The organism is Microbispora corallina, assembly GCF_016863035.1.
Taxonomy (GTDB): Bacteria; Actinomycetota; Actinomycetes; order Streptosporangiales; family Streptosporangiaceae; genus Microbispora; species Microbispora corallina.
The window spans coordinates 1-23,844 of the sequence record NZ_BOOC01000053.1; the positions used below are offsets into that span (position 1 = coordinate 1).

The window sequence follows — 23,844 nt, forward strand, 5'->3', positions numbered from 1 at the left end:
CGCAGGCCCCGGCCATCAAGGCCGAGGAACTGCAGGGCGTGAAGTCCTCCTTCACCGGTGAGGGCGCGCTCGGCTCGGCGTGGCTGCTGAAGTACAACAACGGCCGTCGCCTGGGCTACCTGAACGGTGTCACCATCGGCGTCTCCGACACCGACGGCAACGACCGTTACGACACCAGCGTCTCCCCGTACTTCGACGGCGAGACCTACGGCGTCTACAAGGCGGCCTACTCGCTCTGGTCCGGCTCGATCGCCTAACTCTCTCTGAGAGACCACGCGGTCAGCTCCTGTTCCACCCGAATGGCCCGGCTCTTGAGCCGGGCCATTCGGCGTTTTCCGGCATCGTCCGCCGAAAAGAGGGCCTGCTTTCGTCAGGTCCGGGAAACGGGCGGATGTAAACCTCTCGGCCTTCCCGGGCGTCTTCGCCGGAATCGCCGCCATACCGTTTCCGCGGGCGCGGTCGATTCAGGCGGACAGCCGGCCGCACTGGTGCCGCAGAAAGCGTGTGATGACCGCACGCCACTGCCCCGCGCCATTCCTGGCCCTTCAACTCAGCGGGCATGAAGCCATTCACCAATGGCCGGAGCTGCGGCGATGAACCGTTCCAGGAAGATGACCGTTAGCTTTGCCAACGGTCATCGAGACAAAGAGAGCGTCACGACGTGGGCCGGTCCCACGACGTAGGGAAAAGGGCCTGCCGGACGCGAGCACGTGCCGGCGGCCCGGCTTCCGGCAGCCGGCCGGGTGTCGTCGCCGACGTTCACCCGTTCCACCCCGAAGGGCCCGGCTTCCACGGCCGCGGCCCTTCGGCGTTCCCGCCGCGGAACGCTCCACCGGAGCGCCTTCCGTCGAGCCATGAGCGCCGAAGCGGAGCAAATTAGACGGAACAGATGCCGATTCGGCTCCCTGATCTTGATGTGATTTACCTCACATCTCGGATCCCGGCATTCGATCATCGGTGATCCGGCAGCTGAGGACCACTACGCCCCCGAACTGCACACTCATCCTGGATCCCGGTGCTTCGACCTCCCTGGAAGGACGGTAACGGCTCGATAACGAGCGATGGACCGGTCCCCCGGCTCGCCCGATCGTCGTCGAACTCCAAGGTTCGCCCGCTATGTTCCCAGCGATCCCTTTCCTGACGTTTGGGGCGCATGAGGCGTTCCGCGACAGACCAAGGAGTTTCAACCGTGAAGCGCACCCTCGCATTCGGTGGCCTCGTGGCCACCACCGGCATCCTCGCGGCGGGCCTGGCCGTCCCGGCGCAGGCGTCCGGCACCGTCTCCACCGACACCCTCGCCACCTCGAACTACGCCGCCCAGCAGGTGGCCGCGTTCTGGTACGGCCAGCGTGCCGCCAACCTGCAGAACGCGACGCCGTACAACGTGGAGACGGCCGTCACCACCAAGCACGTGTCGACCGGCGGACCCGCCGCCGACAGCAAGGCCGGTGTGGTGCCGGCGATCGGCGACGAGAAGAAGTCGTCCAGCACCTCGAAGAACGTCAACCTGCCCAAGACCACGGGCAAGGTGTTCTTCCAGGGCGCCGACGGCAAGCCGCACTGGTGCTCGGCGACCTCCGTGCAGTCGACCTACCACAACCTTGTGGCGACGGCGGGTCACTGCGTGTACGACACCAAGTCGAACAAGGACACGCTGAACTACTGGATCTTCGTCCCGGGTTACTACCAGGGCAAGACCCCGTGGGGCATCTACGTCGGCAAGCAGGCCTTCACCCACTACGACTTCGACGTCTACGAGGACGGCGACCGCGACTACGCGTTCGTCACCGTCTACAACGGCGTCAAGCTCGACACCACCAAGACCGGGTGGGTGAAGAAGTACACCGACGCGACCGCCGACGACAAGGCGGCGGCCGACGCCAAGAAGGCCGGCTACCTCAGCTGGACCGGCAAGGACGGTGTGCGGTACGTCGAGTACCTCCCGCTGGCCGACGCCGGTCGTCTCGGCGACAACGTCGGTGGCCAGGGCCTGGCCTACAACCAGAAGATCGGCCAGCCGGTCTTCATGTTCGGCTACCCCGACGGCAAGCACCCCGACGGCAACCAGGCCTTCACCGGCAAGACCCTCAAGTGGAGCTACGGCAAGACCTTCGCCGCGCAGGCCCCGGCCATCAAGGCCGAGGAGCTGCAGGGTCTGAAGTCCTCCTTCACCGGTGAGGGCTCGCTCGGCTCCTCCTGGCTGCTGAAGTACAGCAACAGCCGCCGCCTCGGTTACCTGAACGGCGTGACCATCGGCGTCTCCGACACCGACGGCAACAAGCGGTACGACACCAGCGTCTCCCCGTACTTCGACGGCGAGACCTACGGCGTCTACAAGTCCGCCGCCTCCACCTGGTCCGGCAAGATCGTCTGATCTTCCTGAAGATCGGCCGATCATCGGCGTGACCGGACAGGGCCCGGCTCATTCGAGCCGGGCCCTGTGCCGTTCCCCGTCCTTCCGGCGCGGGATCGCCGGAAGTGGACGCGAGCCGGTCCGGCATGTGTATGCTTCCGACTGATCAGAGGGCTCCGGCGCGTGCGCCGGAGCCTTCGGCGTATCCGGGGCCGTTAGACGCGCGAGGGCCGGTTCCGGTGCCACAGGAGTGGTGTGATTTAGCTCACACCACTACTTTCGCTCCTGCCACAGAAGTCCCAGGGTTTTCCCAGGCTTCACTGTCCGTATCTGACCCGTGATCTGCGCATACGTCGGCCAAGTCAGCAAAGATCCGTCATGTCGGTCAATGTCACGGAACGATCACGCCGCTTCGGGGGTCCTCGGCGGCAGCTCGAACGGCTTCCGCAGCCGAAGATCGCCCATGTATGGTCCTGGCCATCCCTTTACTGACGCATGGGACGCATGAGGCGTTCCACGACAGACCAAGGAGTTCCCCCATGAAGCGCACTCTCGCCTTCGGTGGTCTGGTCGCCACCTCCGGCCTGCTGGCCGCCGGCCTCGCCGCCCCGGCCCACGCCGCGGGTGACGTCGCCAGCGACCCGCTGGCCACGAGCGGTATCGCCGTCGCGAACATCATCGCCTACTGGACCAACGAGTCCAACGCGAACCTGATCAACGCGACGCCGTACAACGTGGAGACGACGATCCCGTCGAAGCACGTGTCGACGGGTGGCCCGGCTCCCGACAGCAAGCCCGGCATCGTGCCGGCGATCGGCGACGAGAAGAAGACCGCCAGCAAGTCGAAGAACATCAACCTGCCCAAGACGACGGGCAAGGTGTTCTTCACCGGCGCGGACCACAAGTCGCACTGGTGCTCGGCCACCTCGGTGCAGTCGGCCTACCACAACCTGGTCGCGACCGCCGGTCACTGTGTCTACGACACCGAGACCAACGCGGCCACCCTGGACAACTGGGTCTTCATCCCGGGCTACTACCAGGGCAAGACCCCGTGGGGCATCTACGTCGGCAAGCAGGCGTTCACGCACTACGACTTCGACGTGTACGAGGACGGCGACCGCGACTACGCGTTCGTCACCGTGTACAACGGCCTGAAGGCGTACAACGGCGCCGTCGCTGTCAACGTCGAGGACAACCTGGCGGCGTGGAAGGAAGTCACCCAGGCGGCGTACAACCAGTACGACCCGAAGATCCGCGCCACGACGACGGACAAGGCCGGCAAGACCCACTACTGGGCGCGGAAGTTCATCGACGCCGGTCGCCTCGGCGACAACGTGGGTGGCCAGGGCCTCGCGTACAACCAGAAGGTGGGCAAGCCCGTCTTCGTGTTCGGCTACCCGAGCGGGTCGCACCCGGACGGCAACCACGCCTACTCCGGCCAGACCCTCAAGTGGAGCTACGGCAAGACCTTCGCCGCGCAGGCCCCGGCCATCAAGGCCGAGGAGCTCGTCGGCGTCAAGTCCTCCTTCACCGGCGAGGGCTCGATCGGTTCGTCGTGGCTGCTGAACTACAAGAACACCCGCCGTCTCGGCTACCTGAACGGTGTGACCATCGGCGTCTCCGACACCGACAAGAACAACCGGATCGACACCAGCGTCTCCCCGTACTTCGACGGTGAGCTCTACGGTGTCTACAAGGCGGCGTACTCGCTCTGGTCCGGCTCGATCGCCTAACTCCTGGTCTCCAGGACGACAGCGATCGGCGGTCAGGGGTCCAAACCCTGACAACCTGCTTAACACAGGGCCCGGCTCTCCAGCCGGGCCCTGTGCCTTTTCCCGGCCGGTCGGCATGCTCCGCCCACCGCAGGCCGCGGGCGTCCTGACACGAGGCGCCGCGCGCGAACGCCGCAACCCCGACGCACGAGAGCCCACTTCGGTGCCCGTCGGTTCCTGTGATTCCGGTCACACCAATAATCACAAAGACACCAGATGCCCTCAAACTCCCAGGATCCTCCCAGAGTTCCCAGGGTCCGTTTCTGTTCTGTGATCTGCACGGACGATCGCCTCCGTCACCGCGACATCACGGACCGCGATGATCACGATCGGATCTCACAGCTTCACGTGTCCGTTCCGAGGCGAATCGGCGGGTTCCTGCGCCCAAGATCGCCCCTGTATGGTCCTGACCGTCCCTTTACTGACGCATGAGGCGCATGAGGCGTCTCACGACAGACCAAGGAGCTCCACCGTGAAGCGCACCCTCGCCTTCGGCGGCGTCGTCGCCGCCACCGGCCTCCTCGCGGCGGGCCTGGCCGTCCCGGCGCAGGCGTCCGGCACCGTCTCCAGCGACAACCTGACCACCACGAACTACGCCGCCCAGCAGGTGGCCACGTTCTGGTTCGGTCAGCGTGCGGCCAACCTCCAGCAGGCCACGCCGTACAACGTGGAGACGACCGTCTCCTCCAAGCACGTCTCGACCGGCGGCCCGGCCCCCGACACCAAGCCGGGTGTCGTCCCCGCCATCGGCGACGAGAAGAAGACGACGAGCACCTCGAAGAACGTCAACCTGCCCAAGACCACGGGCAAGGTGTTCTTCGTCGGCGCCGACCACCGGCCGCACTGGTGCACCGCCACCTCCGTGCAGTCCTCGTACCACAACCTGGTCGCCACGGCCGGGCACTGCGTGTACGACACCGCGAGCAACAAGGCCACGCTCGACAAGTGGGTCTTCGTCCCGGGTTACTACCAGGGCAAGACCCCCTGGGGCATCTACGTCGGCAAGACGGCCTTCACGCACTACGACTACGACGTCTACGAGGACGGCGACCGCGACTACGCCTTCGTCACCGTGTACAACGGTGTCAAGCTGGGCGCGGACCAGTACAAGTGGGTGAAGTACGACGACGCCACCGCCGAGCAGAAGGCGGCGGCCGACGCCAAGAAGGCCGGCTACCTCGTCTGGACGATCAAGGGCGTGAAGTACATCGAGTACATCGCGCTCGAGGACGCCGGTCGCCTGGGCGACAACGTCGGCGGCCAGGGCCTGGCCTACAACCAGAAGGTCGGCGGCTCGGTCTTCGTCTTCGGCTACCCGAGCGGGTCGCACCCCGACGGGACCTCCCCCTTCACCGGCAAGACCCTCAAGTGGTCGTACGGCAAGACCTTCGCCGCGACCGCGCCCTCCATCAAGGGCGAGGAGATGGTCGGTGTGAAGTCCTCCTTCACGGGTGAGGGCTCGATCGGTTCGGCCTGGCTGACCCAGTACAAGAGCACCCGCCGTCTCGGCTACCTGGACGGCGTCACCGCCGCCGTCTCGGACACCGACGGCAACAAGCGCATCGACACCAGCATCTCCCCGTACTTCGACGGCGAGACCTACGGTGTCTACAAGTCGGCCTCCGCCACGTGGTCCGGCAAGATCGCCTGACGTCGCGGCACTCGCGCTGACTGATCGCCTCACACAGGGCCCGGCCTCCTTCCCGCCGGGCCCTGTGCCTTTTCCGGACCGGTTCCGCGAACCGTTTCCGAAGTGAAACCCATGCGCTGTATGTTCCGTTGCATCCCTTTACTGACGCATGGGGCGCAGGACGCGCTCCACGTACAGCGCGAGGAGTCCCGTTGAAACGCATCCTCATCCCCGTGTGGGGTGTGGTGGCGACCGCCGTGCTGCTCATGTCGGGCACGCCGGCTCCCGCTCAGGCATACGACATCTTCGTCACCCGGGTCCTGGCCACGCCGGCCGAGGCCGGGCCCACCCTGGCCTACTGGCTCAGGGACGACGGCCGCGCCCTCACCGAGGCGGCGCCGTACACCCTGACCACCCGGATCGCCGCTCTCCCGGCGGCCGCCCCCGTCCCTGACGGCAAACCCGGCCTCGTGCCGGCCGCCGGTCAGGAGGGCAGGACGCCCGCCACGTCCAAGAACGTGAACCTGCCCAGGACCACCGGCAGGGCCTTCTTCGTCGGCCCCGGCGACCGTCCGTACTGGTGCGCGGCCACCTCCGTGCAGTCCGACCACCGCAACCTGGTCGCGACAGCCGGCCACTGCGTCTTCGACATCGCCTCAGGCGCGGCCTTCCGGCGCTGGATGTTCGTGCCGGGCTTCGCCGGCGGCGGCGCGACCCCCTGGGGCGTCTACGTGGGCAGCCAGGCCTACACCCACCACGACTTCGCCGCGTACCGGGATCTCGACCGCGACTACGCCTTCGTCGGCGTCCTCAACGGCGTCACCCCCACCCGCGTGCGCCTGCCCAGCCTGTCGCGGTACGCCGCGTTCGCCGGGGGCCTCAAGTACCGGGTGACCGGCGCGGGCGTGACGAGCTACGTCGGTGTGCGGCTGACCGACGCCGGCCGCCTCGGCGACAGGGTCGGCGGGCAGGGCCTCGCCTACAACCTCCGCGTCGGAAGGCCCCTTGCGATCTTCGGCTACCGCTCCGGACCCGGTACGGCCGCCCGGTCGGCGGGCACGCCGTTCGCGGCCCAGGACCTGTCGATCAAGGCCGAGGAGCTGCTCGGGATCCGGACCGCGACCCCCAGCGTCGCCGGGTCGTCCTGGCTGGCCGGCTACCGGAGCGTGCGCGGCCTCGGCTACCTGAACGGGCTGACCATCGGGCAGTCCGGCGCCACCAGCCTGTCGCCGTACTTCGACGGAGAGCTGGCCGCCGTGTACGGCGTCGCGCGCGGCATCTGGACCGGCTCCGTGGACCTGCGTCAGGACCTGTGAGGGCAGCCGGCGGGGGGCGCGGGTGCACGCGCCCTCCCGGCGGCTGGGGGCCGCCGACCCGCGCCCGAATTAGCCCCTTTTTGGCAATTCCGGCAGCCCATAGCCGCCCTCGGCCCGCCTAAAACCCGAAAACCCCAAATTCCCCTCGAGTCTTCTTATTTCCGGCTTATCGACAGGTGCCCCGGTGCTGTAGGTTCCTGACATCCCTTTACTGACGCATGGGGCGCAAGTGACGTCCCACGTACAGCGCGAGGAGCGAACCCCTCATGAAGAAGCGCATGCTTCTCCCCCTCGGCGGCGCCGTCGTCGCAGCCGGTCTCACCGCCGCCGCGGCGGTACCCGTGCAGGCGGCCCCGACGACGTCCACCGCGAAGCTGAGCTCGGCCGCCGGCGCGGCGGACATCCTCACCTTCTGGACCGAGGACAACGGCGCCAACCTCAAGGCCGCCGACCCGTACGGCGTGGAGCACAAGTCCGTCCCCAAGCTCGTGTCGAAGGGCGCCCCCGCGGCCGACGGCAAGCCGGGCGTGGTCCCCGCGATCGGTGACGAGAAGAAGAGCACCGCCAAGACGAAGAACGTCAACCTGCCGAAGACGGTCGGCCGGGTGTTCTTCACGATCGGCAACGACCTCTACTCCTGCTCGGCCTCGTCGATCCAGTCGCAGTACCGCAACCTGGTCGCCACCGCCGGCCACTGCGTCTACGACCTCGACGGCAACGGCGCCACGGTCAAGCGGTGGATCTTCATTCCGGGCTACTACGACGGCAAGGCCCCCTGGGGCATCTACGTCGGCAAGCAGGCCTTCACCCACTACGACTTCGACGTCTACGAGGACGGCGACCGCGACTACGCCTTCGTCACCGTCTACAACGGCATCGGCTGGGACCACGAGAAGAAGGTCTGGGTCGACCTCGGCGCGCTGGGCAAGAACGTCGGCGGCCAGGGCCTCGCCTACAACCAGAAGGTGGGCGCCCCCGTCTTCGTGTTCGGCTACCCGGCGGCCCCGCACGACGACGGCGACTACGTCTGGTCGGGCGAGAAGCTCAAGTGGTGCTACGGCAAGCCGTTCTTCCCCGTCGCCGAGGCCTCGGTGAAGGTGGAGGAGCAGATCGGCCTGAAGTGCGCCATGACCGGCGGCTCCTCCGGCGGCCCGTGGATCCTGAAGTACAGCAGCGCCCGCCGCATCGGCTACATCAACGGCGTCACCAGCCTCGGCGGGGACACCGACGACAACGGCCGCAGCGACCTGATCACCTCGCCGTACTTCGACGGCGAGACCTACGGCGTCTACAAGGCCGCCTACCCGCTGTGGTCGGGCTCGATCGTCCGCAAGGACGGCTCGCTCGGCATCACCGAGGCCCGCTCGGAGTAGCGGCACCCCTCATCACGAGGATCGCTCGTCGAAAGGGGCCCGGCCGTCGCGCCGGGCCCCTTTTCTTCTCGACGGTGCCGGGTCCCCCGAGCGGACCCGGCACCGCGCCGTGCCCCGGCCGATGTCACACCGCCGCGGGCTCCTTCGCCTCGGCGGGGGCGGCGATCCGTTCGAGGACCTCCGCGACGTCCGGCTCCGCGGCGTACGGCGCGAGCCTGCGGCGCATGTCCCTCACGTACGTCGTGGTCCTGGCCGACTGGATGCCCCCGGCGAGGTCGAGGGCGGAATGGGCCGTCGCGCAGGCCTCCTCGATCTCGCCCTGCTGGACGAGGGCCGAGGCGAGCAGCGACAGGTTGAACATCTTCCCCCGCACGTAGCGCCCGTCCATCCGCAGGGACCGCCGGGCGTGCCGTACCGCCCGCGCGCCGTCGCCGAGGTCGCGCAGGCAGTGGGCGACCTTGGCCGACATGTACGCCTCGTCGAAGTAGCCGATCCACGGGGGCTCGTCCGTGGGCGAGCGGCGGTCGAACGCGACCTCCGCCTCGTGCAGCGCCACTCCGCAGGCGGCGGCGTCCCCCATCCGGGCGTGCGCGTGCGCCTCCAGCACCCGCGCCTCGGCCGCCAGGGAGAAGACGCCCGACCGCTGCGCGGCCGCCGCCGCGGCCCGGGCCAGGTCGAGCCCGTGCCGGGGGTGCCCGATGTAGACGGCCTGGTGGCTCATGCCGGCGAGGATCTCGCCGCCGAGGCCGTGGTCGCCGGCGTTGCGGGCGAGCCCGAGCGCCTGGATGAGGTAGCGCTGGGCCAGCCCGTGCTGCTCCAGGTCGTAGGTCATCCAGCCGGCGAGGCGGGTCAGCTCGGCCGCCGCGGTGGCGAGCGCCCGCCCGGTGCCCTCGCCGTACGAGCCGTCGCGCAGGAGCGGCGTCACGGCGGTGTGCAGGTAGCGCACGACAGGGCCGCGGATGCTGCCGCCGCCGAACCGGTTGTCCAGTTCGCTGAACGAGCGGGTGACCTCCCTGATCGCCGCGACGTCGGAGACGCCCACCCGGCGCGGGCCGTCCGCGGACAGCCGCTCCCGGGGTGCCTTCGTCAGCCAGTGGACGATCCCGGCGGAGCCGGCTCCCAGGGCGAAGGTGGAGTCGAGCAGGAACCTGCGCCGCTCGACATCGGCCTTCCACAGTGCTGTCACGCTTGCCACACCCTCCTCCCACGTATGGGGGAACTCCTGTCCGAGGTCGGAAGGAACGGCGCCGCACGGCATGCCGAGGTCCTCGGCGGACACCTGCCGTCCGAGCCGCAGCGAGAAGATCTCCGCGAGCAGCGCGGGGACCGGCTCGCGCGGGCGCCGTCCCCCGATCCAGCGCAGGACCGAGCCGTGGTCGTACCTCATCCCCCGCAGCCCGCGGGCCGAGCCGAGCCCGTTCAGCCGGCGCGCGAGGCCGGCGCGGGAGAGCCCGGCCTCGGCGAGGTGCTGCTGGAGCAGCCGGTTGGGGTCGCGTCGCATCCCTCTCCTCACCAGGACAGGCATAGCCGATAGGTAACGGAGAGCTTTCTTTATAGCACGTACCGTGAACCCCTAAAGGGATTCCCAAGCCTTCGCGGACGCGACAGGGCCGCGACCCGCCCGGAATGCGGGGGTCACGGCCCTTATCGGAAAGGCGTTCGCCGAAACCTCGGCGCCGTACGGAGCTACTTGCGGGCGACGCCGTCCTCGCGCGCCTGCCGGGCGACGGCGGCGCTCACGGCCGGGGCGACCCGGGCGTCGAACGGCGAGGGGATGACGTAGTCCTCCGCGACGTCGTCCCCGACCACGGACGCCAGCGCCGTGGCGGCGGCGACCTTCATGTTCTCGGTGACGGTCCTGGCCCGGACGTCGAGCGCCCCGCGGAAGACGCCGGGGAAGGCCAGCACGTTGTTGATCTGGTTGGGGAAGTCGGACCGGCCGGTCGCCACGACCCGGGCGTACCGGGCCGCCACGGCGGGCTCGACCTCGGGCGTCGGGTTGGACAGCGCGAACACGATGGCGTCCGGCGCCATCGAGGCGACGGCCTGCTCGGAGACCGTCGACCCGGACAGGCCGATGAAGACGTCGGCGCCGGCCAGGGCCTGCTCGGTCGAGCCCTTGTGGCCCGCCCGGTTGGTGTCGGCGGCGAGGGCCTCCTTGACGGGGTTCAGCCCCTCCCGTCCCGAGTAGAGGATGCCCTTGGAGTCGGAGACCGCGATGTCGCCGATGCCGGCGCCGAGCAGGATGCGCGTGACGGCCACGCCGGAGGCGCCCGCGCCCGCGACCACGGCGCGCAGATCGCCGAGGGACCGCCCGGTGAGGCGGGCCGCGTTCTGCAGGGCGGCCAGCACCACGATGGCGGTGCCGTGCTGGTCGTCGTGGAAGACGGGGATGTCGAGCAGCTCCCGCAGCCGGTTCTCCACCTCGAAGCAGCGCGGGGCGCTGATGTCCTCGAGGTTGACGCCGCCGAACGACGGCGCGAGCCGCACCACGGTCTCGACGAGCGCGTCCACGTCGGTGGTGTCGAGGCAGATCGGCACCGCGTCCACGTTGCCGAACTCCTTGAACAGCAGAGCCTTGCCCTCCATCACGGGCATGGCGGCGGCGGGCCCGATGTCCCCGAGCCCCAGCACGGCGGTGCCGTCGGAGACCACGGCCACGACGTTGGAGACCCAGGTGTAGTCGTTGACGAGGTCGTGGTTGTCGGCGATGGCCGTGCAGACGCGGGCGACCCCCGGCGTGTAGGCGAGGGACAGGTCGTCCGCGTCACGGACCGGGACGGTGGAACGGACCTCGAGCTTTCCGCCGCGGTGCAGCGCGAAGGCGGGATCCAGGTCGAGAGATGCCAAGGAGACAGGTGAGACGGTCACAGCGACCCCAGTGTCGAAAGGACGAATTCCTTCGGTAGACGCCGTCAAGAGCACGAGAGCCCTGGCTTCGGTAGCCGCCGGAGGCCGTCGTCGTTGACGGTCGTCTCTTGAGGGGGTTACGGGGGTCACCCGTCTCCTGATTGTGCCACATCATGAGACACCCGCCGCTGTCACCTCCGACACACATCGTTCACCGTACGAGTGTTCCCCCTGGCCCGGCCGCGTGTAATACTCGTACCAACTTGTGACCTCTTACCTTCCTGGGCGCCCCCGTGGACCTGACCTCATATGCCGAGCTGGCCGTCCTCCTGGTGAACCTGGGCGACGAGTGCGGGAACGGCGCCACTGTGCGGAAGCTGCTCGAGGAGACCGGCCGCACCGAGGCCGCCGCCCGGCTGACCCGGCGCGACGTCGACGCCCTGTGCGAGCTGCGCGACGAGCTGGCCGAGGTCTTCCAGTCGGCCTCGGGCGGCGACGAGGACGACGTGGTCGAGCGGCTGAACGGCCTGCTGGTCCGCCACCCGGTCCACCCCCAGATCAGCGGCCATGACGGCCAGGCCTGGCACCTCCACCTCACCGAGGGCGGGCGGGTGGCCGACACCCTCGCCGTCGGGTCGGTCATGGGCCTGGCCAGCGTGGTGACCGGTCTCGGCGTCGACAGGCTCGGCACCTGCCAGGCCGCGCCCTGCCGGAACGCCTACCTCGACACCTCGTCGAACCGGTCCCGCCGGTACTGCTCCGAGCGGTGCGCCAGCCGGGCGAACGTCGCCGCCTACCGCGCCCGCAGGCGGGCCCCGGAGAGCGCCTGACGCGGCCGCGCCGCTCCGCCGGAGGGCCCCGCACGACGAGGACCGGCTCCCGCGGGGCGTTCTACCGGGAGGGACGGAACCGGGCGGTGGGCCGGGGCCAGTAGCGCAGGACGACCCGGCCGACGATCTCGGTCTCGGGGACGGCGCCGAAGTCCCAGCTGTCCTGCCGGCCGGGGGCCGACTGGTTGTCGCTCTCCAGCCACCAGCCCTCGCCGGTGAGCCGCCACGCCCGCTTGACGATCAGTCCGTGCGGCCGCCTGGCGACCACCACGTCCCCCGGGCGCACGGCCGCGCCGCGCCGGACGAGCAGCCAGTCGCCGTGCCTCAGAGCCGGCAGCATCGAGTCGCCGGAGACATGGACGGCCGTGAGCACATCCCCCTCCGCGTACGTGTTGGGACCCGAGTAAGGTCGGTCTTGGACAGTGCTGTCACCAGCATTCCTAAGGAAGGATTCCGATGCTCGCACGACTGCTGCGACCGAGGCACGAGGCTTCCGCCCACTGCGACCTGCCGTGTGGAGTCTATGACCCGGCGCAGGCCCGCATCGAGGCCGAGTCCGTCAAGGCGATCATGAAGAAGTACGCCGAGAACGAGGACCCGGTCTTCCGCACCCGCGCGCTGATCATCAAGGAGCAGCGGGCCGAGCTGGTCAAGCACCACCTGTGGGTGCTCTGGACCGACTACTTCAAGCCCCCGCACCTCGAGCAGTACCCCCAGCTCCACCAGCTCTTCTGGGACGCCACCAAGCTCGCCGGCGCGGCCGGCGCCAAGGGCACGATCGACGCCTCCCAGGCCGACGAGCTGCTCGCGAAGATCGACGAGATCTCGAAGATCTTCTGGGAGACCAAGGCCGCCTGAGCCTCGCGTATCCCGGGCCCCGCACGGTCGGTCACGACCGCGCGGGGCCGGATCGTATAGACGGGCTGGGCGGAGCCGGGGAATGGCGAGGTGCAAACCCCCGCGATTCCCTGGATTAGGTACGACGGAATTTACGAGGAGTTACCACCAAGGAACACCACAATCGGCGCGCCCAAGCGGAGCAGCGATCGTCGAGTGGCGGTAGGTTGCAGTCAGCGGCAGTCAGCCGGCTCGAAGGGGCGAGGAGGAACGTGACCGAGGAAACCGAGACGCCTGCGGTGGATCTGACCGGGATTCGCGATGCTGTGAGTGTCCGGCTGCCCGCCGTGAGCGCCTATCTCTCCGTGCTGCGCACGGCCACAGCCGGGCTCGCGGCCCGGCTGGACTTCACCCTCGACCAGATCGAGGACCTCCGCATCGCGGTGGACGAGGCGTGCGCCATGCTGCTGCGGCACGCCGTCCCCGGCACCGACCTCCTCGCGGAGTTCGAGCTGACCGGCCAGGAGATGACGGTGCGCGTCGAGGTCAACACGCTCGGAGTCAGCTCCCCCAACCGGGAGGACTTCGCGTGGATGGTGCTCACGGCCCTGGCCGACGACGTGGACGCCACGTCGGAGCACGCCGATCACATGGCCATCGTGCTGCGCAAGCGCCGGAGCACGGCGAGGCCCGCGTGACCGAGAGGACGAGTGCCATGGCCTCCGGCGACTCGGCCGTGCCGGACCGCGTGCGCGCCCGCACGCTCTTCGCCGAGCTGTCGGTGCTGACGCCGGACGACCCCCGGCGTCAGCGCATCCGGGACGAGCTCGTCGAGCTCCACCTGCCGCTGGTCGAGTACCTGGCGCGCCGGTTCCGCAACCGGGGCGAGTGGCTCGACGACCTCACGCAGGTCGCCACGATCGGCCTGATCAAGTCGATCGACCGGTTCGACCTGGCCCGCGGGGTGGAGTTCTCCACCTACGCGACGCCGACGATCGTCGGCGAGATCAAGCGCCACTTCCGCGACAAGGGCTGGGCCGTCCGCGTCCCGCGGCGCCTGCAGGAGCTCAAGCTGTCGCTCACCAAGGCGATAAGCGAGCTGTCCCAGCGGGAGAGCCGCGCCCCCACGGTCGCGGAGCTCGCCGCGCACCTGGGGATGACCGAGGAAGAGGTCCTGGAGGGCCTGGAGTCGGCCAACGCCTACTCGACCGTGTCCCTCGACGCGCCGGACTCGGGCGACGACGACGCCCCCGCGGTATCCGACTCGCTCGGCATCGTGGACGAGTCGCTGGAGGGCGTCGAGTACCGCGAGTCGCTCAAGCCGCTGCTGGAGCGCCTCCCGCCGAGGGAGAAGCGGATCCTGCTGCTGCGCTTCTTCGGCAACATGACCCAGTCGCAGATCGCGACCGAGCTGGGGATCTCGCAGATGCACGTGTCCCGGCTGCTGGCCCGGACGCTGGCGCAGCTGCGCGAGGGGCTCACCGCCGAGGACTGACGACCGTCGACCGGCATCCCCCCGTCGGTCGGGCGGCTACCGCGACCGCCGGTCCGGTGTGCCGTCCTCGCCCACCAGGGCCTGCGTGGACGGCGGCGCGAGCAGCGCGACGAGGGCGACGGCCGCCCCGGCCACCAGCGGCACCCCGTACCCGTACTGCCCGGACTGGATCAGCGTGATCGCCACGGGCAGCGCGAAGATCTGCGCCACCACCGAGGGGCCGCGGCTCCATCTGAGCACCTGCCACAGGCCCCACGCCACCCACAGCAGCCCGGCGCCGGCCAGCACGCCGAAACCCGCGACGGCGATGGAGCTCACCAGGTCGGCCGGCTTCCCGGCGACCGTCTCGACGGCGACGTACCCGCCCAGGGCGAGGGCCAGCAGGCCCTCCGCGGCGACGACGGCGGCGGCCACGGCGAGGGTGGCGGGCCGCCCGGCGGAACTGCTGATCACACCGCCCAACCCTACCCGGACGGACGCCGGGTCCCTCCCTGAGGCGTCGCCCGGCGGGAGCGGTAAAACGTTCGTTAACCTTCAGGCATGCGGGCACTTCTCCTCGTGAATCCGAAGGCGACCTCGACGCACCGGCGCACACGTGACGTGCTGATCCGGGCGCTCGGGGCGACCATGGACCTCACCGTGGAGGAGACCGCGTACCGGGGGCACGCCACGGCCCTCGCCGGGACGGCCCACGCCAAGGGCTTCGACGCGGTGGCCGTCCTCGGCGGCGACGGCACGATCAACGAGACCGTGAACGGCCTGCTCGACGGGCAGCCGGGGGTCGACGCGAGCGGGCGTCCCGCCCTCGTCGTCATCCCCGGGGGCAGCGCGAACGTGTTCGCCCGGGCGCTCGGACTGCCGAACAACGCGGTCGAGGCGACCGGCGCGGTGCTGGAGGCGCTGCGCGAGGGACGGCGCCGGACGATCGGGCTCGGGCAGGCGATCTGGCACGACGAGGTTTCAGGCCCGGATGGCGGGGCAGGAGCGGGCTCTGACCACACAAGGTCCCGATATTTCACATTTTGTGCTGGGTTGGGGTACGACGCGGAGGTCGTCCGCGCGGTGGAAGGCCTGCGGAGCGCGGGCCTGCGGGCGATGCCCGCCCTCTACGTGAACACGGCGGTCCGCCACTTCTTCGTGACGGACCGGACGCGTCCGGCGCTGCGACTGAGGCGTCCGAACCGACCCGACGAGGATGGGATCTTCATGGCGATCGTGTCGAACACGGCGCCGTGGACCTATGCGGGAGCGCGTCCGATCAACCCGACGCCCTGGGCCGGCTTCGACACGGGGCTCGATCTGCTCGGACTGCGCAAACTGAATCTGCCGACCGTGCTCGGGTTCGTCCGGCAGATCATCGGGGAGCGTTCCGCGTTGCCGAGGGGTAAACGGCTCGTTCAGTTGCATGACGAGGACGAGTTCACCCTGCTGGCCACGCGGCCGGTCGCCTTTCAGCTCGACGGCGACTACCTGGGAGAACACGAATGGGTGGTATTCCGCGCTATCCCGGATGCGTTACAAGTCCTGGTCTAGTCTGTTACAAGTCGTCATAGTGTGACGTATCCGACAGCTATGGCAGGCAAAACCTTGTCCCAAACCTCTTGTGTGCTGTTGTAGAGGCTGAAAAGCTGACTGCGACGTCGGAACGTAGGACCTTTACCTGGGCCACCGCCCCGGTGGAGGACCCCGGCGATCACGCGACAGCCCGGCCCCCAACCCTGGATCCGGGCAAAGTCTCGCGGTAGCTAGTGAAAGAGTTCACAAAGTTGACGGCCAGCGGAGCCCTGCAGGCTCCACCTGACGAAGGAGTGGAACGCATGGACTGGCGCCACCGCGCTGCCTGCCGTGACGTGGACCCCGAGCTGTTCTTCCCGATCGGGAACACCGGACCGGCGCTCATGCAGATCGAAGAGGCCAAGCAGGTCTGCCGCCGGTGCTCGGTATCCGAGTCCTGCCTGAAGTGGGCCCTGGAGTCCGGGCAGGACGCCGGAGTCTGGGGTGGGCTCAGCGAGGACGAGCGCCGCGCCCTCAAGCGTCGTACGGCCCGCGCCCGCGCCCGCGCCGCCGTCTGACCCCCTCTCCGCCCAACTGACGAAATCGGTGAATGCCCACAGACGTGGGGCATTCACCGACGTGCCTGGAGCGCTCAGGCGGACTGGATGGGGATGCTCACGGTGACCTCCGTCCCTCCGCCCTCCCTCTGGGAGATTCCGAGACGGCCCGACAGCTCGCCCACGATGAGCGTCCGGACGATCTGCAGCCCCAGGCTCCCCGTCGCCTCCAGGTCGAAGCCCTCGGGTAGGCCCTTGCCGTCGTCGGCCACGACCACCTCCAGCCGGTCCGCGTCCCGGACCACGACGACCTGCACGTTCCCCGACGAGTGCGAGAACCCGTGCTCCACCGCGTTCTGCAGGAGCTCGGTCAGCACCATCGCGATCGGGGTGGCCACGGCCGCCGGGAGCACGCCGAAGCTGCCGACCCGCTTCGGGGTGACGTGCGCCACCGACACCTCCGCCGTCATCGCGATCACGCGGTCGGCGATGTCGTCGAACTCGACCATCTCCTCCGGCATCTGAGCCAGGATCTCGTGCACGATCGCGATCGATCCGACCCGCCGCACGGCCTCGGTCAGCGCCTCCTGCCCCTCGGGGTTGTTGAGCCGGCGCGCCTGGAGGCGGAGCAGCGCGGCCACCGTCTGCAGGTTGTTCTTGACCCGGTGGTGGATCTCCCGGATCGTCGCGTCCTTGGTCAGCAGCTCGCGCTCACGGCGGCGCAGCTCGGTCACGTCGCGGATCAGCACCAGCGCGCCGATGCGGCCGCTGCCGACGATCAGCGGGATCGCCCGTAGCTGGACGACCGTCCCGCCGTTCTCCACCTCGGTCTCCCGCGGGGCCCGGCCGCTCGCGACCAGCATCAGGTCCTCGTTGATGGGCTCGTCCGAGTAGCACAGGTCGGCGGTCGTCTTGCCCAGGTCGGCCCCCACCAGGTCGGCGTGCAGGCCGAGCCGCCGGTACGCCGACAGGGCGTTGGGCGAGGCGTAGGTCACCCGGCCGGCCTTGTCGAGGCGCAGCAGGCCGTCGCCCACGCGCGGCGACCTGACCAGGATCGGCTCCTCCTCCGCGAACGGGAACCGCCCCTCGGCCACCATCTGGGCGAGGTCGGAGGCGCTCTGCAGATAGGTCAGCTCCAGGCGTGAGGGCGTCCGCGCCGACGACAGGTTGGTGGAGCGCTGGATGATCCCGATGAAGTGGCCGCCCTCGCCCCGCCGTACGGGGATGGTCTCCTCCCGGACCGGCACGCCGCTCGACCAGTCGGGGTCGCCCTCCCGGCAGATGCGGCGCTCGTTCCACGCGATGTCGATGAGCGGCCGCTCCCCCCTCGTCACCGGCATCCCCACGACGTCGTCGTGGTACACGGTGGGACCGGTGGTCGGGCGCATCTGCGCCACCGCCACCCAGCCGGTGCCGGCCTGGTCGGGGACCCACAGGATGAGGTCGGCGAACGACAGGTCGGCGAGCAGCTGCCAGTCCGACACCAGGGAGTGGATCCAGTCCAGGTCCTTGGAGTCGAGCGCGGTGTGGCGGGACACCAGGTCGCTGAGAGTCGGCACGTGTGCATGATGCGACGCAATCCCGTCCGAACGCGAATCGACCTTCGCCACCTGGCAGGATGCACTCCATGACACGGGCGATCGACAGACTGCGCACGGCCGCGGCCGAGCGGGAGGCCTCCGGCCTGCGGCGCGTGCTACGCCCCCGCACCCCCGACCACGACGGTCTGCTCGACCTGGCGAGCAACGACTACCTGGGGCTGTCGAGGGACGAGCGGCTGATCGAGGCCGCCGTACGGGCGACCAGGGAGTGGGGCGCCGGCTCGACCGGCTCGCGCCTGGTGACGGGGAGCACCCTTCTTCACGCGGAGCTGGAGGACCGGCTGGCCGCGTTCGCCGGGGCGGCGCAGGGGCTGGTGTTCTCCTCCGGCTACCTGGCCAACCTGGCGGCGGTCGCGGCCCTCGGCCGTGGCGGGCTGGTGGTCTCGGACGCCGGCAACCACGCCTCCATCGTCGACGCCTGCCGCCTGTCGCGGGCCAGGGTGGTGGTGACCCCCCACGGCGACGCCGACGCCGTGGCCAAGGTCCTCGCCGAGCGCGACGAGGAGCACGCGCTCGTGGTCACCGACGCCGTGTTCTCCGTGGACGGCGACCTCGCGCCGCTGCGCGACCTGCACGCCGCCGCGGAGCGCCACGGCGCGCTGCTCGTGGTCGACGAGGCCCACTCCCTCGGCGTCGTGGGCGACGGCGGCCGCGGCGCGGTCCACGAGGCCGGGCTCGCGGACCGCCCGGACGTTGTGAGAACGATCACGCTGTCGAAGTCCCTCGGCTCGCAGGGCGGGGCCGTCCTCGGAGCCCCCGAGGTGATCGAGACGCTGGTCGACACCGGCCGGTCGTTCATCTTCGACACCGGGCTCGCCCCGGCCTCGGCAGGCGCCGCCCTGGCCGCGGTCGAGATCCTCGAGACCACCCCTGACCTGCCTGAACGCTCCAGGGCCACGGCTCGTAGGCTGGCGGCGACGGCACGCGAACTGGGCCTGGAGACCTCCGAGCCCGCCGCCGCCGTCGTACCGGTCGTGCTCGGCCCGCCTCTGCTGGCGCTGTCGGCGGCGGCTCTGTGTGGCGAGCTGGGTGTGCGCGTGGGATGCTTCCGCCCACCATCGGTGCCCTCCGGACGGTCGTGTCTCAGGTTGACCGCACGGGCCGATCTGGGGTCCGATGATCTCGCGGTGGTCAGGGACGCCCTCACCGCTGTGGCCGAGGTGAAGGTGGACAGGTGACGGAGCGCAGCGACGACACTCCCCGGGTTCCCAAGTACTACGACGTCAAGCGGAGCCTGCTGGAGCTGACCAAGAGCCTGCCGGCGGGCAGCACCCTGCCGCCCGAGCGGACCCTCGCCGTGCGCTTCGAGACCTCGCGGACGACCGTGCGCCAGGCCCTGTCGGAGCTGGTCGTCGAGGGCAGGCTGCTGCGGATCCAGGGCAAGGGCACCTTCGTCGCCCAGCCGAAGGTCGCCCAGGTGCTCCAGCTCACCTCGTACACCGGCGACCTCCGCACGGTCGGCCTCGAGCCGGACACGAAGATCCTCGACATCAGCTACATCACCGCCGACGAGGCGCTCGGCCGCCGCCTGGCGATCAACCCGGGCGGGCGGGTGCTGCGGATCCACCGCCTGCGCCTGGCCAACGGCGAGCCGATGTCCATCGACACCACCCACCTGTCGGCGCGGCGCTTCCCCCGGCTGCGGCGCGAGCTCGAGGTCCACTCCTCTCTCTACGAGACCCTGCACAACGCGTACAACGTGCGGCTCACCGACGCCGAGGAGGTCATCGAGACCGTCCTCGCCACGCCGTACGACGCCCAGGTGCTCGGCGTGGACGTCGGGCTGCCGATGCTGCTGCTGACCCGGCACGCGTTCGACGCCGACGGCAACCCGGTCGAGTACGCCCAGTCGCTCTACCGGGGTGACCGGTACAAGTTCGTCACCCGCCTGCGCCGCCCCTGACCCCCCTCCCCTTCACGGCTCTCGCCCCGGCGGCCGCCGACCGCCGTCCCCCGACACCCCGTCGCCGGCGCTCCCCCCTCCCGCGCCCGCCCGCCGTCACGCCCTACGCTGCGGGGAATGAGCATTCTCGTTGTCACCGGAACCGACACGGGCGTCGGGAAGACGGTCGTCACGGCGGCGCTGGCCGCGCTGGCGCGGGAGCGCGGTGCGGCGGTCGCGGTGGTCAAGCCGGCGCAGACCGGCGTCGCCGAGGGCGAGCCGGGCGACCTCGACGAGGTGATCCGGCTGTCGGGGGTCACCACGACGTTCGAGCTGGCCCGCTACCCCGACCCGCTGTCGCCCGCGGCGGCCGCCCGGCTGTCCGGCCTGCCGCCGCTGTCGCCCGCCTCCGCCGTCGCCCGCATCCGCGAGCTGGCCGAGTCGAACCGGCTGGTGCTGGTCGAGGGGGCGGGCGGCCTGCTCGTCCGCTACGACGAGGAGGGCGCCACGGTCGCCGACCTGGCCCGGAGCCTGCGGGCGCAGGTCCTCGTCGTGGTCCGGGCCGAGCTGGGCACGCTGAACCACACGGCGCTGACGCTGGAGGCCATGGCGGGCCGGGGCCTCGACCTGGCCGGCGTGGTGATCGGCTCCTGGCCGGCCGAGCCGGGGACGGCCGAGCGGTCCAACGTCGCCGACCTGGAGATGCTGGCGGCCCGGCCGCTGTCCGGCGTGCTGCCCGAGGGCGCGGGAGCCCTCGGTCGGGAGGCGTTCGCGCGGGCCGCGCAGGCGGGGCTCGCCCCGGCGCTCGGGGGGGTGTTCGATCCTGCCGCGTTCCGCGCGACCCTTAAGCTTCCCTTGTGACCCGGGACCCTTCCGCCGTGACCGAGACCAGGGAGCGCAGTGAACACTGACATCGTGGAGATCGCCCGCGTCCAGGTGCTCGAGGAGGGCCGGGGGCTCGACGCCGCCCAGGCCCTCGAGTGCCTGACGCTGCCCGACGACCGCCTGCCCGAGCTGCTCGCCCTGGCGCACGAGGTGCGGATGAAGTGGTGCGGCCCCGAGGTGGAGGTCGAGGGCATCGTCTCCCTCAAGACGGGCGGGTGCCCGGAGGACTGCCACTTCTGCTCGCAGTCGGGTCAGTTCACCTCGCCGGTGCGCGCGGCCTGGCTCGACATCCCGTCGCTCGTCCAGGCGGCCGTCGAGACCGCCAGGACCGGCGCGACCGAGTTCTGCATCGTGGCGGCCGTGCGCGGCCCCGACCGGCGGCTCATGGACCAGGTGCGCGAGGGCGTCAAGGCCATCCGCGAGGCCGTGGACATCAACGTCGCCTGCTCACTCGGCATGCTCACCCAGGCGCAGGTGGACGAGCTCGCCGAGATGGGCGTGCACCGCTACAACCACAACCTGGAGACGGCCCGGTCCCACTTCTCCCACGTCGTGACCACGCACAGCTGGGAGGAGCGCTGGGACACCTGCCAGATGGTCCGCGCGGCCGGCATGGAGCTGTGCTGCGGCGGCATCGTCGGCATGGGCGAGACGCTGGAGCAGCGGGCCGAGTTCGCCGCGCAGCTCGGCGAGCTGGAGCCGGACGAGGTCCCGCTCAACTTCCTCAACCCCCGGCCCGGCACCCCGTTCGCGGATCACCCGCTGGTCGAGGGCCCCGAGGCGCTGAAGACGATCGCGACGTTCCGGCTGGCCCTGCCGCGGACCATCCTGCGGTACGCCGGAGGGCGCGAGCTGACTCTCGGCGATCTGGGAACGCGGGAGGGCATGCTCGGCGGCGTCAACGCGATCATCGTGGGCAACTACCTGACCACGCTGGGCCGGGCCCCCGAGCAGGACCTCCAGCTCCTCGCCGACCTGCGGATGCCGATCAAGGCGCTTTCCCAGACGCTCTGACGATCCCCGCCCCTACTCGGGGGGCGGTGGCCGTGCCGCACCGGCGCCCGTCGCGTCCCGGTGCGGCACGCCCACGCGTCGGTCGGCGCGGCGCCGTTCCTCGAAGGCCCGCCGATCTTGGAACATAAGGGACATCTGCCAAAAACCTTCGCGCTTCCCTCGCCGTACCAGCCGAAATTCACGGCCGCACGTGTTACGGACGGGATGTGAGGGGCAGGGTCAGCCGGACCACAGCGCTTCTGTCCGGCCACGTGACTGACTGGTAGGTTCACCGCATGGAGTCCCCCAAGCACGCGGGCGACGTCGCCGTCGCCGTCTCCCAGGCTTATGGCGTCGACACGATGTTCACCCTCTCCGGTGGGCACGTCTTCCCGCTCTACGACGGCGCCGTCCACCAGAACATGCGCATCGTCGACGTACGCCACGAGCAGAGCGCGGTGTTCGCCGCCGAGGCGACCGCGCGGCTGACCCGCAGGCCCGGCCTGGCGGTGCTCACGGCGGGCCCGGGGATCACGAACGGCGTCTCGGGGGTCGCCACCGCCCACTTCAACGGCTCGCCCGTCGTCGTGCTCGGCGGCCGCGCGCCGCGCTCCCGCTGGGGCTCGGGGGCGCTCCAGGAGATGGACCACCCGCCGCTGTTCGAGCCCATCACCAAGCTGGCCTTCACCGGCTCGGGGGCCGACTCCATCGGGCAGGACGTCGAGATGGCCTTCCGCACGGCCCTCGCGCCCCACCGCGGCCCGGTCTTCCTCGACTTCTACATGGACGACCTGTTCTCCCCCTCGACGGAGGAGTACGCCGCCGAGACGCTCACGCCGTCCCCGCTCGAACCCGACCCCGAGGCCCTCGCCGGGATCGCCCGACTGATCGCCGAGGCCGAGCGGCCGGTGGTCGTCCTCGGCTCCGACGTGTGGATGGAACGGGCCGAGGAGGCGGCGCGCGACTTCGTCGAGGAGTGGCGCCTGCCCGTGATCCCGAACGGCCAGGGCCGGGGCATCCTGCCGGCTGGGCACGACCTGCTCGTCACCCGCGCCCGGGGGCTCGCCTTCGGCCAGGCCGACCTGGTCGTCGTGGTCGGGACGCCGCTCGACTTCCGCCTCGGCTACGGCTGGTTCGGCGGCAAGGACGGCGCGCCGCTCGCCAAGGTCGTCCACATCGTCGGCGCCCCGTCCCAGCTCGCCACGCACACCGGCCTCGCCGGGTCCGCGGCGGCCGACCTGTCGCTCGTCCTCTGGGGTCTCAACGCCGCCTGCGCCACCGCGGGGGTCGACCCGAAGGCGTACGCCGCCTGGACGGACACCCTGTCGGAGAAGGCCGCGGCCGCCATCGCCGAGGACGCCTCGCTGCTCCAGTCGACCGCCGACCCGATCCACCCCATGCGCATCTACGGCGAGCTGGGCCGGCTGCTGGCCGACGACGCCGTGGTGATCGGCGACGGGGGCGACTTCGTCTCCTACGCCGGCAAGTACGTCGAGCCGCGCCGCCCCGGCAACTGGCTCGACCCCGGCCCGTACGGCTGCCTGGGCACCGGGCTCGGCTACGCGGTGGCGGCCCGGCTGGCCCGGCCGTCCTCGCAGGTCGTGCTCCTGCTGGGCGACGGCGCGGCCGGCTTCTCGCTCATGGACGTCGACACGCTGGTCCGCCACCGGCTGCCCGTCGTCATGGTCTGCGGCAACAACGGCATCTGGGGGCTGGAGAAGCACCCCATGCAGATGCTGTACGGCTACGACGTCGCCGCCGAGCTGCAGCCGCAGTGCCGGTACGACCAGGTGGTCACCGCCCTGGGCGGCGGCGGGGAGCTCGTCACCTCGCCCGAGGAGATCGGCCCCGCGCTGCGCCGGGCGTTCGACTCCGGCGTGCCGTACATGGTGAACATCGCGACCGACCCGCGGATCGCCTACCCGCGCTCCACGACCGGCGTCTGACCGCCCGCCCTCCGGAGGGGCCCGCGCCGC

General features: G+C 70.3%; 21 protein-coding genes and 1 pseudogene. 17 read left to right on the forward strand and 5 right to left on the reverse strand.

Going from position 1 to position 23,844, the window contains the following annotated elements; genetic code table 11:
- The 6 genes and pseudogenes from Mco01_RS35385 to Mco01_RS35410 form a co-directional block, all read left to right on the forward strand.
- Positions 1 to 257, forward strand: a pseudogene (locus Mco01_RS35385) (trypsin-like serine peptidase); the annotation flags it as partial.
- A gap of 932 nt (positions 258 to 1,189) precedes the next feature.
- Positions 1,190 to 2,374 (forward strand): trypsin-like serine peptidase, encoded by a 1,185-nt coding sequence (locus Mco01_RS35390; protein ID WP_204061183.1) that lies wholly within the window; start codon positions 1,190 to 1,192, stop codon positions 2,372 to 2,374.
- A 518-nt stretch (positions 2,375 to 2,892) separates the two neighbouring features.
- Positions 2,893 to 4,086: a trypsin-like serine peptidase gene (locus Mco01_RS35395; RefSeq protein WP_204061184.1), complete on the forward strand. Its 1,194-nt coding sequence runs from the start codon at positions 2,893 to 2,895 to the stop codon at positions 4,084 to 4,086.
- A 511-nt stretch (positions 4,087 to 4,597) separates the two neighbouring features.
- Positions 4,598 to 5,776 (forward strand): trypsin-like serine peptidase, encoded by a 1,179-nt coding sequence (locus Mco01_RS35400; protein ID WP_204061185.1) that lies wholly within the window; start codon positions 4,598 to 4,600, stop codon positions 5,774 to 5,776.
- Between the two features lie 191 nt (positions 5,777 to 5,967).
- Entirely contained in the window at positions 5,968 to 7,071 is a 1,104-nt protein-coding gene (locus Mco01_RS35405; RefSeq protein WP_204061186.1) for a trypsin-like serine peptidase, read from the forward strand.
- Between the two features lie 266 nt (positions 7,072 to 7,337).
- A complete protein-coding gene (locus Mco01_RS35410; RefSeq protein ID WP_204061187.1) occupies positions 7,338 to 8,444 on the forward strand; it encodes a trypsin-like serine peptidase in 1,107 nt (368 codons plus the stop codon).
- 124 nt (positions 8,445 to 8,568) lie between these two features.
- On the opposite strand, the gene Mco01_RS35415 is transcribed toward Mco01_RS35410, so the two are convergent.
- Positions 8,569 to 9,945: an NsdA family TPR-like regulatory protein gene (locus Mco01_RS35415; protein WP_204061188.1), complete on the reverse strand. Its 1,377-nt coding sequence runs from the start codon at positions 9,943 to 9,945 to the stop codon at positions 8,569 to 8,571.
- Positions 9,946 to 10,130: 185 nt separating this feature from the next.
- Complete coding sequence (locus Mco01_RS35420) at positions 10,131 to 11,294, reverse strand: NAD(P)-dependent malic enzyme (protein ID WP_239104157.1); 1,164 nt, start codon at positions 11,292 to 11,294, stop codon at positions 10,131 to 10,133.
- 293 nt (positions 11,295 to 11,587) lie between these two features.
- On the opposite strand from Mco01_RS35420, the gene Mco01_RS35425 reads away from it, so the two are divergent.
- Complete coding sequence (locus Mco01_RS35425) at positions 11,588 to 12,124, forward strand: CGNR zinc finger domain-containing protein (protein WP_239104158.1); 537 nt, start codon at positions 11,588 to 11,590, stop codon at positions 12,122 to 12,124.
- A gap of 61 nt (positions 12,125 to 12,185) precedes the next feature.
- Here Mco01_RS35425 and Mco01_RS35430 read toward each other — a convergent pair whose 3' ends face one another.
- Positions 12,186 to 12,590, reverse strand: coding sequence for a S24 family peptidase (locus Mco01_RS35430; protein WP_275410670.1), 405 nt, complete (start codon positions 12,588 to 12,590; stop codon positions 12,186 to 12,188).
- Here Mco01_RS35430 and sodN point away from each other — a divergent pair.
- The 3 genes from sodN to Mco01_RS35445 all read left to right on the forward strand — a co-directional run bounded on the left by sodN (position 12,581) and on the right by Mco01_RS35445 (position 14,456).
- On the forward strand, positions 12,581 to 12,982 hold the full coding sequence (gene sodN / locus Mco01_RS35435) for a superoxide dismutase, Ni (protein WP_036331148.1): 402 nt from the start codon (positions 12,581 to 12,583) through the stop codon (positions 12,980 to 12,982). The genes Mco01_RS35430 and sodN overlap by 10 nt on opposite strands.
- Positions 12,983 to 13,233: 251 nt before the next feature.
- Positions 13,234 to 13,659 (forward strand): ATP-binding protein, encoded by a 426-nt coding sequence (locus tag Mco01_RS35440; protein WP_036331147.1) that lies wholly within the window; start codon positions 13,234 to 13,236, stop codon positions 13,657 to 13,659.
- A gap of 17 nt (positions 13,660 to 13,676) precedes the next feature.
- Complete coding sequence (locus Mco01_RS35445; RefSeq protein ID WP_204061213.1) at positions 13,677 to 14,456, forward strand: RNA polymerase sigma factor SigF; 780 nt, start codon at positions 13,677 to 13,679, stop codon at positions 14,454 to 14,456.
- A gap of 36 nt (positions 14,457 to 14,492) precedes the next feature.
- Here Mco01_RS35445 and Mco01_RS35450 read toward each other — a convergent pair whose 3' ends face one another.
- Positions 14,493 to 14,909 carry a hypothetical protein gene (locus Mco01_RS35450; RefSeq protein WP_239104159.1) on the reverse strand — a complete coding sequence of 139 codons (417 nt, stop codon included), beginning with the start codon at positions 14,907 to 14,909 and terminating at the stop codon, positions 14,493 to 14,495.
- An 87-nt stretch (positions 14,910 to 14,996) separates the two neighbouring features.
- Here Mco01_RS35450 and Mco01_RS35455 point away from each other — a divergent pair, with 87 nt between their 5' ends.
- A complete protein-coding gene (locus Mco01_RS35455; RefSeq protein WP_204061191.1) occupies positions 14,997 to 15,989 on the forward strand; it encodes a diacylglycerol/lipid kinase family protein in 993 nt (330 codons plus the stop codon).
- 284 nt (positions 15,990 to 16,273) lie between these two features.
- Entirely contained in the window at positions 16,274 to 16,528 is a 255-nt protein-coding gene (locus Mco01_RS35460) for a WhiB family transcriptional regulator (RefSeq protein WP_036331145.1), read from the forward strand.
- A 74-nt stretch (positions 16,529 to 16,602) separates the two neighbouring features.
- Here the strand turns inward: Mco01_RS35460 and Mco01_RS35465 are convergent, their stop codons facing one another.
- A complete protein-coding gene (locus Mco01_RS35465; RefSeq protein WP_204061192.1) occupies positions 16,603 to 18,066 on the reverse strand; it encodes a sensor histidine kinase in 1,464 nt (487 codons plus the stop codon).
- A 68-nt stretch (positions 18,067 to 18,134) separates the two neighbouring features.
- Between Mco01_RS35465 and Mco01_RS35470 the strand changes: the two genes are divergently transcribed.
- The 5 genes from Mco01_RS35470 (at position 18,135) to Mco01_RS35490 (ending at position 23,814) form a co-directional block, all read left to right on the forward strand.
- Positions 18,135 to 19,286: an 8-amino-7-oxononanoate synthase gene (locus Mco01_RS35470; RefSeq protein WP_239104160.1), complete on the forward strand. Its 1,152-nt coding sequence runs from the start codon at positions 18,135 to 18,137 to the stop codon at positions 19,284 to 19,286.
- Positions 19,283 to 20,011, forward strand: coding sequence for a GntR family transcriptional regulator (locus tag Mco01_RS35475; protein WP_204061194.1), 729 nt, complete (start codon positions 19,283 to 19,285; stop codon positions 20,009 to 20,011). Before Mco01_RS35470 ends, Mco01_RS35475 begins: the two co-directional genes overlap by 4 nt.
- A 117-nt stretch (positions 20,012 to 20,128) precedes the next feature.
- Entirely contained in the window at positions 20,129 to 20,851 is a 723-nt protein-coding gene (gene bioD, locus Mco01_RS35480) for a dethiobiotin synthase (protein WP_204061195.1), read from the forward strand.
- Between the two features lie 39 nt (positions 20,852 to 20,890).
- A complete protein-coding gene (bioB, locus tag Mco01_RS35485; RefSeq protein WP_036331140.1) occupies positions 20,891 to 21,889 on the forward strand; it encodes a biotin synthase BioB in 999 nt (332 codons plus the stop codon).
- A 275-nt stretch (positions 21,890 to 22,164) separates the two neighbouring features.
- Positions 22,165 to 23,814 (forward strand): acetolactate synthase, encoded by a 1,650-nt coding sequence (locus tag Mco01_RS35490; protein ID WP_204061196.1) that lies wholly within the window; start codon positions 22,165 to 22,167, stop codon positions 23,812 to 23,814.
- The last annotated feature ends 30 nt before the right edge of the window (positions 23,815 to 23,844 follow it).